Here is a 15,928-nt window from a genome sequence, read left to right on the forward strand (position 1 = left end):
GCCGGGTGGCGAGCCGTGAGGTCGTGATGCTGCAGGTGGACGGGCCCGACGGGCCGCGCGACGTCCGCCTGACCAGCCCGGACAAGGTCGTGTTCGGCGAGCTCGGCATCACCAAGCGGGAGGTCGTCGAGTACTACGTCGCGGTGGGGGAGCCCATGGCCGCCGCGCTGCGCGACCGCCCCACCAACCTGAAGCGGTTCAACTCCGGGGTGGACGGCGAGCCGTTCTTCGTCAAACGCGTCCCGAAGGGCGCGCCGGACTGGGTGCGGACCTGCACGGTGACCTTCCCCAGCGGCCGTACCGCCGAGTCGGTGTCGGTCACCGAGCCCGCGACGATCGCCTGGGCGGCCAACCTCAACACCCTCGACTTCCACCCGTGGCCGGTCCGCTGCGCCGACACCGACCACCCCGACGAGCTGCGCATCGACCTCGACCCGCAGCCGGGCACCGACTTCGGCGACGCCGTCGTCGTCGCGCAGACCCTGCGCGAGGTCCTCACCGAGGCCGGGCTGACCGGGTGGGCCAAGACCTCCGGCGGGCGGGGCGTGCACGTCGCCTGCCCGATCCGGCCCGAGTGGGACTTCGTCGAGGTCCGGCACGCCGTGATCGCGCTCGCCCGCCGCGTCTGCCGGCGCATCCCGGAGCTGGCCACCGTGGACTGGTGGAAGGAGGAGCGCGGCGAGCGGGTCTTCCTCGACTACAACCAGGCCGCCCGCGACCGCACCATCGCCTCGGCCTGGTCGGTGCGCGGGCTGCCCGCCGCGACCGTCTCCATGCCGGTCACCTGGGACGACCTCGGCGAGGTCGACCCCGCCGGGTTCACCCTGCGCACCGTGCCCGGGCTGCTGGAGCGCCACGGCGACCCGCACGCCGGCGCGGGCGAGGAGCGGGGGAGCTGCGCGACCGCGCTGGAGTGGTACGCCGAGGACGAGGCCGAACGGGGGCTGGGGGACCTGCCGTACCCGCCGGAGTACCCGAAGATGCCGGGGGAGCCGCTGCGGGTGCAGCCGAGCCGGGCGCGCAGGCAGGACTGAGCGCCCTCACCGCCGCGGGTCCACCAGCCCGCTGCGGAAGGCGAGGATCACCGCGTTCGTCCGGTTCCCCGACCCGGTCTTCATCAGGATCCGGTTGACGTGGGTGCGGACGGTCGCACCGGACAGCACGAGCCCGGCGGCGATCTCGTCGTTGGACCGTCCGTGCGCCATGAGGGTCAGCACCTCGCGCTCACGCGCGGTGAGCCGGGCCAGGAGCTGGGGCGGGTCGTCGCGGTCGGGGTCGGTGTCCACCAGCGCGGCGATCACGCGGCTCGCGACCGCCGGGTCCAGCCAGGCGTCGCCCGCCGCGACCCGGCGCACCGCCGGGACCAGGTCGGCCGGGGCCGCGTGCTTGAGCAGGTAGCCGCTGGCACCCGCGCGCAGGGCGCCGTACACGGCGTCGTCGTCGTGGAAGGTGGTCAGCACCAGCACGCGGGTCAGCAGGTCCGGGTCGTCGGCCCGGTCCGCGGTGATCGCCCGCGTCGCGGCGGTCCCGTCGGTGCCCGGCATCCGCAGGTCCATCACGACGACGTCCGGGCGGTCGCGCCGCACCAGCCCGACCGCTGCGGCGCCGTCGGCGGCCTCACCGACCACGGCCAGGTCCGGGGCGCTGCGCAGGAGCATGCCGACGCCGGTGCGGACGAGCGGGTCGTCGTCGGCGACGACCACGGTCACGGTCACCGTGCCCCCGCCCCGGAGCGGTCGAGGGGGAGCTCGGCACGCAGCACGAACCCGTCGCCGCCCGGGCCGGACTCGATGTGCCCGCCGACCAGCGCGGCCCGTTCGGCGAGCCCGCGCAGCCCGTGCCCGCCGACCGGCAGCCCGTGGTCCGGGCCGGCGATCCCCGGCGTGCTGCGCACGGTGATCCGCAGCCGTCCGGGCTCCCACAGCTCGTGCACCCGGACCAGCGCCCCGGCGCCGCCGTGCTTGATCGCGTTGGCGAGCCCCTCCTGCACGACCCGGAAGGCGGTGAGCTCCACGCTCGGGTCGGCCCGGCCCGGAGTGCCGTCGACGACGTGCTCGACGTCGAGCCCGGACGCCCGGGAGGTCTCCAGCAGGTGCGGCACGTCGGCCAGCCGCGGTGCGACGACGCCGTCCCCGGCCGGGTCCGGGTCGGGGGCGTGCGCACGCAGCAGCCCCAGCATCCGGTGCATCTCGGTCATCGCCGTCACCCCGCTCGCCTCCACCGCCGCCAGCGCCGCGACCACCTCGGCGCGGGTCGGGTCGTCGTCGGGGCCCGCGGTCAGCCGGGCCCTGGCCCCCGCGGTCTGCAGGACCATCGCGCTGACCGTGTGCGCCACGATGTCGTGCAGCTCCCGGGCCAGGCGCAGCCGCTCGGCCCGGACGGCGTCGGCGGCGTCGCGCTCGCGCAGCTCCTCCACCAGCCGTGTCCGCCGCTCGGCGAGATGGGTGCGCTGGCCGACCGCCCAGACCGCCGCGAGGACGACGGCCCAGGCCAGGCAGAGCGCGGCGAAGAAGCGCGTCCCCACCCCGCCGGCGGCGTTGGCGTTGCTCACCGCGAGCGGGACCAGGCCCGCCGCGAGCACCGCGAGCGAGTACCGGGCCGAGGCCCGGCAGGCGACGGCGTGCAGCGCCACGAGCAGCCCCGCGAACGGCGCGAACCCGGGCAGCACCAGCCCGGCCAGCGCCCAGCACCACTGGAGGGCGAACACCCGGTACGGGTACCGCCACCGGAGCAGGAGGGTCGCCAGCACGACCACCTCGACGACCGGCACCACCCACGCCGGGAGCTCCCCGTCGCCGCGCAGCCTGCCGTCGCCGCCGTACACGTAGAGGTCGGCCCCGATCGCCAGCCCGACGACGACGATCTCGCCGACCGAGCGGCGCCGGGTGGTCATCACGTCCCTACCGGCAGAAGATCCCGAGAAAGGTGCACAGGATCGACGGGGACTCCGGCGGCGGCCGCCGCCCGCCCTCGCCGTCACCCGGGCCGGTCGGCGGCTCGGTGCCGACGCCCGTGCCGTCCTCCTCCGCGTCGCCGGCCTCGGCGGGCCGCCCGCCCGGGGCATCGCGACCGGCGGACCGGTCGCCGGAGACCGGGTCGACGGCGGCCGGGCGGGACACGGCGTCGTACGGGTCGAGCAGGTGGGCCGCGACCGCCGCCTCGCTCCCGAAGCCGTCCGTCCCGGCCCGCGCCGACGGCGTCGCCAGCACCAGCCCGACGACCGGCTCGTCCGCCCCGGCCGGGGACCGCCCGCTGACCTGCACCCCGGCGACGTCGAGCACCTCGGTCCCGGCCGGGTCCCAGCCGCACACCGCGACCCGGACGGGCGCGGGGCCCCCGCCCGCCCGCAGCCGTCGGGACAGCGGTGGGTGGACGAGGACGGCGGTGGGGGTCACCAGCGTCCCGGTCCCGCCGAGCTCCGGGCGGCCGTCGGCGCCCGGCAGGAGGATCGCCACGAGTGAGTCGGTCATGTCGATCAGCCTCGCGGGCCCACCGACCGGTGTCATCAACTCTCTGCGGTACGTGCGGTCGAACCGCTGCGGCAGCGACGGGATACGGCGCCGCACCGATTCCGCGGGCGCCGCCGGTGCCCAGGATCGGACGGCACCGGGACACGGCGACACCGCCGGCGGAGCGCCCGGGGTGAGGGGACACCCACGATGACGACACCGACGACGACACCCACGACGACCACCGGCCGGCCGGCCGGAACCCGACGGCCCCGGGCGGCACTCGGTGCCGTCCGTCGCCTCGGCGTGGCCGCGGCGCTCGGTGCCGCGCTGCTCGCCGGCGGCGCCGGCACCGCGCTCGCCGCCCCGCCGACGGCGCCCGCCCCGGCCGGTCCGGTTCCCGCCGCGCTGCCCTACGGCCCCTACACCTGCAAGAGCGGCTTCGTGTGGCGGGAGATCGGGCCGAGCGACCCGGTCTGCGTGAGCGTCGCCTCGCGCACCACCGCCCGCGCCGAGACGGCGGCGGGCCCCGCGAACCGCGCCGGGTCCGGACCGTACGGCCCGGACACCTGCAAGCCGGGCTTCGTGTGGCGGGAGGCCCAGCCGTCCGACCACGTCTGCGTGTCGTTCTCCGGCGCGGCCCGGGACCGGGTGCGGAGCGAGAACGGCAACGGCGTGCTCAACCTCGCCGACCCGGCCGGCGTCCCCTACGGGCGGGTGTCGATCACCAACAGCCGTGACCAGCTGTCCTGCTACATGTACGGCAGCGGGCGGGCCACCCCCCGCGCCGAGCAGTGGTTCTGGAGCGTCGGGGTCCCCGGGTACGGCACGATCCGGGCGGGCGTCGCGCGGGCCGACGGCGCCGGGGTCGTCCCGTCGACCAAGCTGCGCGACGTCTACCGCAACGGCAACGGTCCACTGGGGATCCCGGTCGTCGTCGCCGACACCGCCACCGGGGTGGTGACCCGCGCGGGCACCACCAACTCCTACGGCAACTGCTGAACCCACGCCCCGCCCGGCCCCCTCGTCCGACGGGGCCGGGCGGGGCGCCCGGGGTGGCACAATCGTCTGCCATGTACGCGGTCCTCGACGACGGCCCCTACGCAGGCGAGCAGGTGCGCATCGACCCCGACGCCACCGGCCGTCCGCCGCGGACGATCGAGCTGTCCGACCCCGGCGGGGACCCGAGGGGCTACGTCCTGATCGGCCCGCACGCCGACGCCGACCGCTGGATCTACCGGCGCGCCCGCGGCGACGTCGACGAGTGATCACCGGTTGTGGAGCGCAGCGTCCGCGAGGCGGGCCGGATCCTCCACAACGGGTGATCACTCACCGCGTTCGCGGGCGCGCTTGCGGCGCTTCCCCTCGTGCATGGCCGCGACCCGCGGCACCGGGATCGCCCGGCCCTCGGTGAGCAGGACCTCCGGTAGCGGGGCCGGCCCGGGCCGCAGCTCCGCCCAGGTCGGACGGCCCGCGAGCAGCCCGGCCACCGTGCCCACCGTGAAGTCGGCGGGCGTGACCCGGTCCAGCTCGTCCCAGGTGAGGGGGAACGACACCGGCAGGCCGGGGCGGGCCCGCGGGCTGTAGGGCGCGGCGAGGGTGGCCCCGCCCGCGCGCGTCGGGTCGAGGAAGACCCGGCCGCCGCGGTCGTCCCGGATGAACGCGGTCGTCGCGACGTCGGGGGCCAGCGCCGCGGCGCGGGCGCACACCGCGCGGGTCGCGGCGAACGCGTCGTCGATCGGGAGCGGGTCCGACAGCGGGACCACCAGGTGCAGGCCGGTCGCGCCGCTGGTCTTCACCGCGGCGGCGAGGCCCAGCTCGGCCAGCGCCGCCCGGACCGGGTGCGCGGCGGCGACGACCCGGTCGAAGCCGGCGCCGTCGGGCGGGTCGAGGTCGACGACGAGCTCGCCGGTGGTCGTCGCGCCGTGCGGCACCAGCGTCGGGTGGAACTCCACGGCGCGCTGGTTGCCGAACCACAGCAGCGTGCGGCGGTCGTGGCAGAGCGGGTAGTGCACGGTGCGCTGCGACGAGTCCGCCCACACGTCCACGGTGGGGATCCAGTCGGGCGCCCCGCGCGGGAGGTTCTTCTGCATGAACGGCGCCTGGCCGGGGCGGGCCCGCACCACCGACAGGGGCCGGTCGGCCAGCGCGGGCAGCAGCAGCGCGGCGACGGCGTCGAGGTGGTCGAGCAGGGCCCGCTTGGTGACGCCGGCGCCGTCGAAGGCCTCGGCGTCGAGGCTGGTGAGCTCCACGCCGTCGCGGACCTCGTCGACCTGCCGGCGCGCCACGGCTCAGCTCCCGATGAACCCGCGCTCGACCAGCCAGGCCCGCGCGACGTCACGGGGGCTCTGCCCGCCCGCGGAGACCCGGCCGTTGAGCTGCTGCATGGTCTGCTGGTCCAGGGCCGCGGTGATCGGGGCGAACAGGTCGGCGACCTGCGGGGCCCGGTCGAACACGTCGGCCCGGAAGACCGGGACCGCGCTGTAGGTGATGTGGTATCCGCGGTCGTCGGTGAGGACCTTCAGGCCCAGTGCCGGGATGCGGCCGTCGGTGGCGGCGACCTCGCCGAACAGGCAGACGCCGTCGGCGGTGGACTGGAAGATCAGGCCCTGTTCGAGGGTCTCGCGGCGGTCGCGGGGGAGCTCGAAGCCGTAGGCGCGCTGGAGCCCGGCGAGGCCGTCGGCGCGGGAGGCGTACTCGGTCTCGACGCAGACGTCGCCGGGCTGTCCGGAGCGGACGTAGGCGGCCATGTCGCTGATCGTGTTCAGGTTCAGCCGCGCCGCCGTCGCCCCGTCGACGACGAAGGAGTACGTGTTGTCGAACCCGGCGCGGTCCAGCCACACCACGCCGTTCTGCGCGCGGTCGCGGGTGCGCAGCTCGGCGAGGACCTGGTCGTCGGGGAGGGTGCGGGTCTCGCGCAGGTACGACGCCCACGCCGTGCCGGTGTACTCCCAGTAGGTGGAGATGTCCCCGGACAGCAGCGCCTGCCGGGTCACGTCGGAGCCCCCGACGTTGCACCGGTCGGTCACCGACGCCCCGGCGGACTCCAGCGCCGCGATCGAGATCTGGCAGAGGATCTGCTGCTCGTCGAAGTTCTTCGACCCGACGACGTAGGTCATCCCGGACAGGTCGACGCGCGGGGCGAGCGACCCGGCGGAGGCCCGCGGCCCGCCTCCGGCCAGCCCGGTGCAGCCGCCCGCCAGCAGCGCGACGGCGAGCAGGGCCGGGACCAGCGTCCGCAGCCTGCGGCCGGGGAAGGGGCTCACGGGATCGTCCTGGTTCGCTGGGATGGGGGGTGGTCCGGCCAGCCGACCACGATCCGTCCGTCGGCGCAACGCCCACGCGCACACGGTGATCGACCCGGAACACACCGCGACCCCGCACCCGGTGGAGCAGGGGGCGGGGCCGCGGTGGGCGTACCGGGACACCTCAGCCGATGAAGCCCTTCTGGGTCAGCCACTCACGGGCGACGTCGCGCTCGTTCTGGCCGAAGGAGGACACCTTGCCGTTCAGGTCGAGGATGGTGTTGTAGTCCAGGGCCTGGGCGATCGGCGCCAGCACCTGCCGGATGGCGGGGTTGGCGTTGTAGACGTCGGCCCGCATGGTCGGCGCCGCGTTGTAGGTGACGTGGTACTTCTTGTCGTCGTCGAGCACCTTGAGCTTCAGGCCGGGGATGCGGCCGTCGGTGGTGAAGACCTCGCCGAACAGGCACTTGTTGTCCGCGGTCGCCTGGTAGATCACGCCGGTGGCGAGCACCTGCGGGTTCTGGGCGGTGAAGCCGTAGGTCTTCTCCAGGCCGCGCAGGCCGTCGTCACGCGAGTTGTACTCGGTCTCCACGCACACCGAGCCGGCCGGCGCCTTGCCCGCCTTGATGTAGTCCGCCATCTGCGACAGCGTCGTGATGCCGAGCTCCTGCGACTTCGCCTCGGTCATGGCGAAGGCGTAGGTGTTGTTGAAGTTGGCCTTGTCCAGCCACTGGATCTTGTTCTGCTCCAGGTCGCGCTGGGCGACGAGGTTGTAGAGCTCGTTGTCGTCGGTGATCCGGCGGGTCTCCTTGAAAAAGGACGCCCAGGCGGTACCGGTGTACTCCCAGTAGATGTTGATGTCCCCGGCCAGCAGCGCCTGGCGGGTGACGTCGGTGCCACCGGTGTTGCAGCGGTCGGTGACGTTGCCGCCGGCCGACTCGAGCGCGGCGACGGTGATCTGGCAGAGCACCAGCTGCTCGTCGAAGTTCTTGCCGCCGACGACGTAGTTCTGTCCGCTCAGGTTGCCGGCCTGGGCCAGGGAGCCGCCGGAGGCCGAGGGGCCGCTGCCGCTCAGGCCGCCACAGCCCGCCAGGGCGAGCGCCGCCGCGGCGGCCATCGCCGTCAGGGCGAGACGCCGGGATCGTCCGAACTTCACGTGTCCTCCAGGGAATGCGGTCCTGCGGGGATTCGGGGGCGAGCGGGGGCCGCGTCAGCCTGCGTTGCGGCGGACGGCGTACTCGGCGAGACCGGCGAGCCAGTCCACGATCAGGGCCAGCGCGGCGACGATGGTCGCCGCGACGAGGGTGCCGGTGGGGCGGCCGAGCTCGAGCATCCCCTTGATCGGCTCGCCGAGACCGCCGGCGCCGACGTAGGTGGCCAGGGCCGCGGTGCCGACGTTCAGCACGAGCGCGACGCGGACACCGGCGACCATGACCGGCGTCGCCAGCGGCAGCTCGACGCGCAGCAGCGTCTGCCGCGCCGACATCCCGATGCCGCGGGAGGCCTCGATCAGCGCCTTGTCGACCTGCTGGAGCCCGACGACGGTGTTGGTGAGCACCGGCAGCAGCGCGGCCAGGGCGAGCGCGACGACGGCCGTCGGCAGGCCGAGCCCGAGCGGGGAGAACGCGAGCAGCACGATCACACCGAACGCGGGCAGTGCCTGCATGAACCCGGTGAAGGCCAGGATCGGGCGCTGGATGCGACGCGCGGACGGGCGGCTGATCGCGATGCCTGCCGGGATCGCCACGATGATCACGACGAGGGTGGACAGCCCGGTCAGCACCAGGTGCTCGCTGAGCCGCTGCCCGAGCGACCCCGCGTTGATCACCGAGGCCTCGACGTCGTCGAGGCCCTGCGAGGCGGCGTAGAGGACCACCAGCACCACGCCGGCGACGGCGATGATCGGGTTGACGATGAGTGACCGGTCCAGCCGCCGCGTCCTGCGGACGACCGGCTCGGCCGAGGGCGACCCGGACGGCGCGGCCGCGCCGGTCTCCTCGGCGGCGGGGGCGCTCACGAGCCGGCCTTGGTCTTGAGGCCCTCGACCAGGTCGCGCCACCAGAGCGCGCCCTGCAGCTTCTCCTGCTCGTCGACCACACCGACCAGCTCGGTCTGGGAGTCGAGCATGACGTCGACGGCGTCGTAGACGGTGCCGGTGCGCGGCACCGTCACCAGCTTCGGCAGGTCGGCGGTGCCCGGCAGGTACGCCCAGCGGACCGGGCGGCCCTCGGCGTCGGCCTCGTAGGTGGGGGAGCCGTTGCGGGCGGCGGTGCCGTCGAGGTCGACCGACTGCAGCTCCAGGCGGGACAGCTCCAGCAGCGACAGCCGTCGTACCGCGGCGCCGGCGCCGACGAACTCGGCGACGAACTCGTTGGCCGGGTGGGTCAGGATCATGTCGGGCGTGTCGTACTGCTGCAGCGTGCCGCCGGGCCCGAACACCGCGATCCGGTCGCCGAGCTTGACCGCCTCGGTGAGGTCGTGGGTGACGAAGCAGATGGTCTTGGCGATCTGCTGCTGCAGCTCCAGGAACTCGTCCTGGATGCGCTCGCGGGTGATCGGGTCGATGGCGCCGAACGGCTCGTCCATCAGCATCACCGACGGGTCCGCGGCGAGCCCGCGGGCGACGCCGACGCGCTGCTGCTGGCCGCCGGAGAGCTGGCGGGGGTAGCGGTCGCGGTACATCTTCGGCTCGAGCCCGACCAGGTGGAGCAGCTCGTCGACCCGGGCGGTGATCCGGTTGCGGTCCCAGCCGAGGATCCGCGGGACGACGGCGATGTTGTCGCCGATCGTGAAGTGCGGGAACAGGCCGACCTGCTGGATGACGTAGCCGATGCGGCGGCGCAGCTCGTCGGCGTTGACGTCGGTGACGTCGTCGCCGTCGAGCAGGATGCGGCCGGTGGTGGGCTCGATGAGCCGGTTCATCATCTTCAGCGTGGTCGTCTTGCCGCAGCCGGACGGCCCGATGAACATCGAGATGGTGCCCTCGGGCACGTGCAGGTCGAGCTCCTGCACGGCCGGGGTGGTGGTCTTCGGATAGGTCTTGCTGATGCCTTCGAGAGCGATCATCGGCTTGCCGGAATCAGACACGGATCCCCCTCGGGGTGGTGAAGCGCTGCACGATCCAGAAGACGACCTCGTAGACCGCAGCCACGACGAGGCAGCCGAGCGTGGCCGCCAGAACCTGGTTGAACGAGTTGACCGATCCCAGCCGTTGCAGGCCGAGGAAGAGCGAGGAGCCGAAGCCCGGGCCGTTGATGGCGCCGGCGACGACCGCGATACCGATGATGATCAGGACGGCGACCCGGATGCCGGAGAGGATCACCGGCCAGGCCAGCGGCAGCTGGATGGTGAACATCCGCCGGACCGAGCCCATCCCCATCCCGCGGGCGGACTCGAGGACGGCGTCGTCCACCGAGGAGAGCCCGGCGACGACGTTGCGCAGCACCGGGTAGATCGCGTAGATCGTCAGCGCCGTCAGCGACGGCGTGATGCCGAGCCCCAGGATCGGCTGCAGCAGACCGAACAGCGCCAGCGACGGGATCGTCAGCGCGGCGGAGAACACGATCAGCAACGCTTCACGGGAGCCCGCCCGGACGGGTCGGCTCCACGACTCGGGCGTCAGACGATTGGTGTGCAGCAGGGTGCCCGCCACCAACGAGATCACGACCGCGATTCCGACCGAGATCGCGACCAGCAGGAAATGCTGCTGGCCGTAGAACACCAACTGGTTCAGCTGGGTGCCGACATAGGTGAAGAAATCCACCGTGCTCCTTCCGCCCGGGGTCCGTGCCCGCCGCTCGGGGCAGGAGCACGGTCCTTCCGCACCACTCGTCGTCGGGTCCGTTCGGCGTTACACCCACCCGAACGACGTGACCGGGAGTTTGCGTGCGCCCACCGGTGCGGTGGGCACGACCTGCGGTCTCCCGCTCGCCGGACGGAGCCTAGCCGCAGAACGGTGGCCCCGGTAAGTCGAACGTACCGTTCCGCGACGATGGCGTAGCCATTCCGGAAACGTTTCGTACGCCCGTTGTCGCAGGTGGGGATGGGCGACAACGGTGTTCCCGCAACCGCACCGGAAAACGGCGGAGACGCAATCGTGACCTTCTGCGTCGGTTTCGTCGCATCCCGACCATGGTCCGGCCCTACCCAGGGTGAGCCGCCCGGAGCACGCGGTTACGGCGGGCAGACCACGGGCTGGGAGGGTGCCCGGCCGGTCAGCAGCGCCCGGTCGACGACGTCGGTGACGCACGGGGTGCGCGGATAGGCCCCGGTCCCGCTGCCCTGCCAGCGCACCAGCCGCCCCGTCGCGAGCTGCTGGGCGGTCCGCTCGGCACCGCTCTGCGGCGACCGCGGGTCCTGCGCGGTCCCGATCACGACGACCGGGGGCGGGGGAGCGCCCCGCGGCGCCGCCGGGGTGACCGGCCCGCCCGAGGGCCACGGCCCGCAGGCCACGAGCTCCTGCGCCGCCGCGACCCCGAACAGCGGAAAGCGCTGCGCCCACTGCCCGGCCAGGTCCGCGGCCTCACCGGGGGTGACCCGCACCCGGCTGTCGTTGCAGCGGGTGGCCAGGGTGGCGTCGAAGCGGCCCTGCGGACCCCCGAGCGGGGCGAGGATGCGGACCAGGCCCGCGGGGTCGCCGTCGCCGGCCGCGACCAGCGCGGACTGCAGCTCCGGCCAGCGCGCGGGCTGGGACATGACCGACCGGACCGCGCGCAGCGTCGCGCCCGCGGTGACCGCGTCGCCGTCGCCGACGGGCAGGGCGGTGCGGGACAGGCGGAACACGAGCTCGTCGACGTAGCCGCGCGGGTCGGGGCCCAGGGGGCAGGTCGGCGAGGCGGTGCAGGCCCCGGCGAAGGCGTCGAAGGCCTTCTCCGCGGCCGCGGTGGTGGTCTCGGTCCGGGCCGGCTCGTCGAGGGTGGGGTCACCGGGCCCGTCGAGCACGACCCGCCCGGCGGAGCCCGGGTGGGCGCCGATCCAGGCGGCCGCGGCGTCGGCGCCGTCGCCGACGGCGAGCAGGTCCAGCCGGGCCGCGCCCAGCACGGACCGCAGCGACTCCAGGTCGTCGGCGCCGCTCGCGGCGCGGTAGCTGGTCACCGTGCCCGACAGCAGCAGGTTGCAGTCCTGCACGACCTCGCGGGCGCGCTCCAGCAGTGCCGTCATGGCGGCCTCGTCGCGGCGGTCCGGTCCGGCGTCGAGCAGGGCGGCGCGGGCGTCGACCGGGGCGCAGTCGAGCAGGTCCTCCCCGGTGCCGCGGCGGTCCATGCCGATCACCTGGTAGCGGTCGAGGACGGCGGCGGGCAGCCGGGCGGCGAGGCTCACCGCGGCCCGCGCGGACCCGTCGGTGCCGGTGTCTCCGAGCACGACCAGCGCCGGTCGCCCGTCCGGCGCGCCGGGTGTGGTGACCCGGGTCAGGCCGAGCCGGGCCGGGCCCAGCTCGGGACGGTCCCGGTCGGCGGGCACGGTGAGCCGGGCGCAGCCGACGGACAGCACGCGCCCGGCGGGCAGCGGGGTGCCCGCCGTGGTCAGCGCCGCGGCCGTGTCGGCGGTGCAGTCGGTGAACCCGGTGGTGCGGACCGGGTCGGAGTCGGGCAGCAGGTCCGGGTCGGCGGGCGGGCCCGTGGCCGACGTCGGGGGAGCGGCGGGCAGCTGTTCGCCCCGCACCGCCACCGGCGGCCGCTGCGACGGCCCGACCGCACACCCGGCGAGCAGCAGTACGGCGAGCAGCAGGACCCCGAGCACACTCCACCGCCGCACGAGCACCGATCATGCCGGTACCGGGGTGTGGCCGCGGTGAGCGGCCCCACCCCCTACCGGGCGGTCCAGCCGCCGTCCTGGGACAGCGACGTGCCGGTGATCGACGCCGACGCCGGCCCCCACAGCAGCGCGGCCAGCTCCGCGGTCTCGGCGGGCTCGATCAGCCGCTTCACCGCCACCGGGGTGAGCATGATCTTGGTGACGACCTCGTCCTCGGAGATCCCGTGCGTGCGGGCCTGGTCGGCGATCTGGGCCTCGACCAGCGGCGTGCGCACGTAGGCGGGGTTGATGCAGTTGCTGGTCACGCCGTGCTCGGCGCCCTCCAGCGCGGTGACCTTCGACAGGCCCTCGAGGCCGTGCTTGGCCGACACGTAGGCGGACTTGAACGGCGAGGCCCGCAGGCCGTGCGCGGAGGAGATGTTCACGACCCGCCCCCAGCCACGGGCGTACATGTGCGGCAGCGACCGGCGGATCAGCCGGAACGGCGACTCCAGCATCAGGCGCAAGATGTTCGAGAACATCTCCGGGTCGAACTCCTCCAGCCGCGAGACGTGCTGGCGGCCGGCGTTGTTGACCAGGATGTCGACGTCGGTGGGCAGCTGCTCCACGGCGTCGAGGTCGGACAGGTCGCAGCCCAGCGGCGTGACCAGGTCGCTCTCCGCGGCCAGCGGGGCCACCCGGTCCTCGGTGAGGTCCACCGCGTACACCTTCGCCCCGTCGGCGACGAGCCTGCGGGCCACGGCGGCCCCGATCCCGCTGCCCGCCCCGGTGACGAGGGCCGTCCTGCCGTCCAGCACTGCGCTCATGTCGACGACCGTACGGTCGCCGACCGGCCCGGCCCCTGTGAGCCGGGTCACGGACCCGGCCGGTGGGTCAGGAGACCCGCGGGCGGTCGTCGCGGCGGGCCGCGTCCAGCTCCAGGCGCACCGCGACGGGCAGGTCCGCCATCCCCAGCGCGTCGCGGATCCCGGGCAGGATCTCGGCGTCGAGGCGGCGGCAGATCTCGGTGACCTCCCCGTCGGCGACGTCCTCGCCGACCCACACGGTGGCGCGCACCGCGGGCGCGGAGGTGCTGCCGACCATCCGGGCGCGGGCCCGGGTCACGCCGGGCAGCGTGGCGGCCCCGTCGGCGACGGCGTCGGCCGCGGCGGAGGCGCCGATCCGGATCTCGGTGTCCGGGCCGCCGTCCAGGACCAGGTCCGGCCGGGTCTCCGGGCGCAGCGACCGCGCGGTCCACCAGAGCCCGAGCAGCACCAGCACCAGACCGGCCAGGATCGCGACCAGGCGGGCGGCGGTGCCGTTGGCCAGCAGGAACTGCTCGACCTCCGGGTCCAGCAGCGGGCGCTGCGGGCGGTTCCGCCCGAAGACCCCGGTCACCAGCAGCACGGTGAGCACGCCGGCGGCGAGCAGCACCACGCCGAGCAGCACGAGCCCGCCACGGGCGCCGCCCGCGGAGCGGTACTGGGCGCGTCGCGCGGTCCGGGCGGCGCGGCGCGGGTTCGGGCCGGAGGTGCTCCCCGTCGAGGTCACGGCGTCGGTCATCACTGCACTCCCTTCGAGCCCGGCTGCTCCGGGGTGGCGCGCACGGTCAGGCGCGGGCGCCGCGCGAGGGGCAGCGCGTCGAGGACGCCGGAGGCGGCACCGCGGGCGGCCTCGCGCAGCGCGTCGGTGTCGCCGCGGCCGCGGGCGTTCACCACGACCGACCGGGCCGACGCGGTCACCGACGCCGCGGTCACCGGGTCCGCGGCCCGGACCCGGGTGCCGACCAGCCGGGCCAGCACCCGCGGCGCGGTGGCGACGGTGAGCCCGGGCGAGGGCGCGTCGAGGGCGACGTCGTGGCGGCGGGCGAGCAGCCCGACGAGCAGCAGCACGGCCCCGACGACGATCACCCCCACGGCGATCCAGAGCACCGGCTGGGCGGTCCACAGGGTGTTCTGGACGGTGGTGCGCCAGTCCCGCCAGGGGACGAGCAGCCCGGCGCCGGAGACCCGGCCGACCCAGGCGGCCACCACCTCGACGACGACGAGCGCGCCGATCGCGGCCACCACCAGGCTCAGCAGCGGCGCGAGAACGCGGAGCAGGACACGCACGGGGCCCGGCCTCCCTCTTCCGACTCGTTCAGGATCCGACGGTTCTACTGCACGCGCGGGGTGTCCGGGCGCGACGCGCCGTCGTCGGGCTGAAGCGCCTCGACCTCGACGGACAGGCCGCGCAGCCGGTGCCCGGTGGTGCGACGCAGGTCGGCGTCGATCCGCTCCCGGACGTCGGCGACGGCGGCCCGCACCGACCCGGGGTGGGCCAGGGTGAGCCGCAGCCGGACGTCGACCTCACCGGCGTCGCCGGTCGCGGCGCCGAAGGCGGCCCCGACCGTGCCCCGTGCCGGGCCGGGCCGCCGGGTCACCCGGGCGGTCGGCCCGGACTCGCCGACGTCGAGCCCGGCGACCCGACGGGCGCGGTGCCGGGTGGCCGAGGCGGTGTCCGCGGCGTACTCGACGATCTTGCGCAGCACCGCCGGGTCGATCTCCAGGACACCGCGCTCGGCGGGGTCGGGGAGGGTGCTCACCGGTCGCGGCCCCGGCCGAGGCCGGACAGGTCCAGCTCGCCGTCGAGGAGCCGGCCGACGACCAGGCCGATGATGCCGAGCACCAGGGTGATGACGAAGGCGAAGAAGCCGCCGGTGGCACCGGCGACTCCCAGCAGGAGGCCTGCGAGCAGGCCGGTCTGGGTGGCGTTCATGGAATGTCCTCTCCGGGACGGGTGGAGCGGTGGGCGTGCCGGCCGGGCCGGTCGACCCGGGGGTGCGTGCGACGTCGGATGGTGCGGATCAGGGCCACCAGGACCCGGGTCGGCAGCGGCAGGTCGGGCACGATCTCGATCGGTGCGTCGTAGCGGCGGTCGTCCGCGTCGGGCGTCCGGCCGGCGTGCGGGTCGGCCGCGAGCGCGCGGAAGCGGGCCAGCCCGGCGCGGAAGACCTCCGGGTCACCGCCGCGGTCGGGGTGGTGGGTACGGACGAACGAGCGGTAGGCCGACCGCTGCGCGGGGGTCAGGCCCCCGTGCCCGCCGGGATCCGGCTCGTCCATCCCGTACCCACCTCCACCTCAGGGGACCTCCACGTCCGCGACCGTCACGTCGACGGGGACCCCGTCGACCAACGGCGCGAGGGATGCCCGCAGCGCCGCGACGGTAGCCGGGATCGGCCGGTCCAGACGCAGCACCACCCCGATCTCGACCGGTTCGTCGGTACGGCCGACGAGCACGCCGACCAGCCGCCGCCCGGACAGCCAGGTCGCGACGGTCCCGAAGGCGCCGCCGTCGAGCCGCACCACCGACGGGTGCGCGACGACGGCCTCGGCGACCAGCTCGGCCAGCGCGGCCGGTGCCGGTTCCCGGCGCCGCTGCGCGGCGACCTCCGCCGCACCGGGCGGACCGGTGACGACGGCGGCGGGGGACCGGGCGTCCCGCGGGGTCGGCTCGGGCACC

20 protein-coding genes are annotated in these 15,928 nt (G+C 75.0%); 3 read left to right on the top strand and 17 right to left on the bottom strand.

The genetic code is table 11. The annotated features are described in order from the left end of the window. The first annotated feature begins 5 nt into the window (after positions 1 to 5). A complete protein-coding gene (gene ligD, locus KPL57_RS44075) occupies positions 6 to 1,034 on the top strand; it encodes a non-homologous end-joining DNA ligase (RefSeq protein ID WP_374203847.1) in 1,029 nt (342 codons plus the stop codon). A 6-nt stretch (positions 1,035 to 1,040) separates the two neighbouring features. On the opposite strand, the gene KPL57_RS44080 is transcribed toward ligD, so the two are convergent. The 3 genes from KPL57_RS44080 to KPL57_RS44090 are packed head-to-tail and all read right to left on the bottom strand — an operon-like array spanning position 1,041 to position 3,470. Next, complete coding sequence (locus KPL57_RS44080; protein ID WP_226356316.1) at positions 1,041 to 1,715, bottom strand: response regulator transcription factor; 675 nt, start codon at positions 1,713 to 1,715, stop codon at positions 1,041 to 1,043. After that, the gene (locus KPL57_RS44085; RefSeq protein ID WP_226356317.1) at positions 1,712 to 2,893 is read right to left on the bottom strand and encodes a sensor histidine kinase; all 1,182 of its coding nucleotides are present in this window, start codon (positions 2,891 to 2,893) and stop codon (positions 1,712 to 1,714) included. The genes KPL57_RS44080 and KPL57_RS44085 overlap by 4 nt, the downstream gene beginning before the upstream one ends. 7 nt (positions 2,894 to 2,900) lie before the next feature. Beyond that, positions 2,901 to 3,470: a hypothetical protein gene (locus KPL57_RS44090; RefSeq protein WP_226356318.1), complete on the bottom strand. Its 570-nt coding sequence runs from the start codon at positions 3,468 to 3,470 to the stop codon at positions 2,901 to 2,903. Positions 3,471 to 3,659: 189 nt separating this feature from the next. Here KPL57_RS44090 and KPL57_RS44095 point away from each other — a divergent pair, with 189 nt between their 5' ends. Both KPL57_RS44095 and KPL57_RS44100 read left to right on the top strand, forming a co-directional pair. After that, positions 3,660 to 4,451, top strand: coding sequence for a hypothetical protein (locus KPL57_RS44095; protein ID WP_226356319.1), 792 nt, complete (start codon positions 3,660 to 3,662; stop codon positions 4,449 to 4,451). Between the two features lie 71 nt (positions 4,452 to 4,522). After that, positions 4,523 to 4,717: a hypothetical protein gene (locus KPL57_RS44100; RefSeq protein WP_226356320.1), complete on the top strand. Its 195-nt coding sequence runs from the start codon at positions 4,523 to 4,525 to the stop codon at positions 4,715 to 4,717. A 57-nt stretch (positions 4,718 to 4,774) separates the two neighbouring features. Here the strand turns inward: KPL57_RS44100 and KPL57_RS44105 are convergent, their stop codons facing one another. From KPL57_RS44105 to KPL57_RS44170, 14 genes are all read right to left on the bottom strand, one after another. Further along, on the bottom strand, positions 4,775 to 5,737 hold the full coding sequence (locus KPL57_RS44105; protein ID WP_226356321.1) for an ATP-dependent DNA ligase: 963 nt from the start codon (positions 5,735 to 5,737) through the stop codon (positions 4,775 to 4,777). 3 nt (positions 5,738 to 5,740) lie between these two features. Then, entirely contained in the window at positions 5,741 to 6,715 is a 975-nt protein-coding gene (locus KPL57_RS44110; protein WP_226356322.1) for a glycine betaine ABC transporter substrate-binding protein, read from the bottom strand. A 163-nt stretch (positions 6,716 to 6,878) separates the two neighbouring features. Further along, positions 6,879 to 7,850, bottom strand: a complete 972-nt coding sequence (locus KPL57_RS44115; RefSeq protein WP_226356323.1) for a glycine betaine ABC transporter substrate-binding protein — start codon at positions 7,848 to 7,850, stop codon at positions 6,879 to 6,881. A gap of 54 nt (positions 7,851 to 7,904) precedes the next feature. Next, positions 7,905 to 8,711 (bottom strand): ABC transporter permease, encoded by an 807-nt coding sequence (locus KPL57_RS44120; RefSeq protein ID WP_226356324.1) that lies wholly within the window; start codon positions 8,709 to 8,711, stop codon positions 7,905 to 7,907. Beyond that, positions 8,708 to 9,760, bottom strand: coding sequence for an ABC transporter ATP-binding protein (locus KPL57_RS44125; protein ID WP_226356325.1), 1,053 nt, complete (start codon positions 9,758 to 9,760; stop codon positions 8,708 to 8,710). Before KPL57_RS44125 ends, KPL57_RS44120 begins: the two co-directional genes overlap by 4 nt. A gap of 13 nt (positions 9,761 to 9,773) precedes the next feature. Next, positions 9,774 to 10,457: an ABC transporter permease gene (locus KPL57_RS44130; protein WP_226356326.1), complete on the bottom strand. Its 684-nt coding sequence runs from the start codon at positions 10,455 to 10,457 to the stop codon at positions 9,774 to 9,776. A 410-nt stretch (positions 10,458 to 10,867) separates the two neighbouring features. Beyond that, positions 10,868 to 12,448 carry an alpha/beta hydrolase gene (locus tag KPL57_RS44135; protein ID WP_226356327.1) on the bottom strand — a complete coding sequence of 527 codons (1,581 nt, stop codon included), beginning with the start codon at positions 12,446 to 12,448 and terminating at the stop codon, positions 10,868 to 10,870. A gap of 53 nt (positions 12,449 to 12,501) precedes the next feature. Then, positions 12,502 to 13,254 (bottom strand): 3-hydroxybutyrate dehydrogenase, encoded by a 753-nt coding sequence (locus tag KPL57_RS44140; protein ID WP_226356328.1) that lies wholly within the window; start codon positions 13,252 to 13,254, stop codon positions 12,502 to 12,504. A 67-nt stretch (positions 13,255 to 13,321) separates the two neighbouring features. Then, on the bottom strand, positions 13,322 to 13,990 hold the full coding sequence (locus KPL57_RS44145) for an alkaline shock response membrane anchor protein AmaP (protein WP_226356329.1): 669 nt from the start codon (positions 13,988 to 13,990) through the stop codon (positions 13,322 to 13,324). Further along, complete coding sequence (locus KPL57_RS44150) at positions 13,990 to 14,538, bottom strand: DUF6286 domain-containing protein (protein ID WP_073577087.1); 549 nt, start codon at positions 14,536 to 14,538, stop codon at positions 13,990 to 13,992. Before KPL57_RS44150 ends, KPL57_RS44145 begins: the two co-directional genes overlap by 1 nt. A gap of 44 nt (positions 14,539 to 14,582) precedes the next feature. Next, on the bottom strand, positions 14,583 to 15,011 hold the full coding sequence (locus tag KPL57_RS44155) for a hypothetical protein (protein WP_226356330.1): 429 nt from the start codon (positions 15,009 to 15,011) through the stop codon (positions 14,583 to 14,585). Beyond that, positions 15,008 to 15,184, bottom strand: a complete 177-nt coding sequence (locus tag KPL57_RS44160) for a hypothetical protein (protein ID WP_168172228.1) — start codon at positions 15,182 to 15,184, stop codon at positions 15,008 to 15,010. The genes KPL57_RS44155 and KPL57_RS44160 overlap by 4 nt, the downstream gene beginning before the upstream one ends. Further along, entirely contained in the window at positions 15,181 to 15,528 is a 348-nt protein-coding gene (locus tag KPL57_RS44165) for a hypothetical protein (RefSeq protein WP_226356331.1), read from the bottom strand. Before KPL57_RS44165 ends, KPL57_RS44160 begins: the two co-directional genes overlap by 4 nt. 18 nt (positions 15,529 to 15,546) lie before the next feature. After that, positions 15,547 to 15,927 (bottom strand): hypothetical protein, encoded by a 381-nt coding sequence (locus KPL57_RS44170; protein ID WP_226356332.1) that lies wholly within the window; start codon positions 15,925 to 15,927, stop codon positions 15,547 to 15,549. Position 15,928: the final 1 nt, after the last annotated feature.

It is taken from the genome of Pseudonocardia sp. ICBG601, assembly GCF_020496245.1.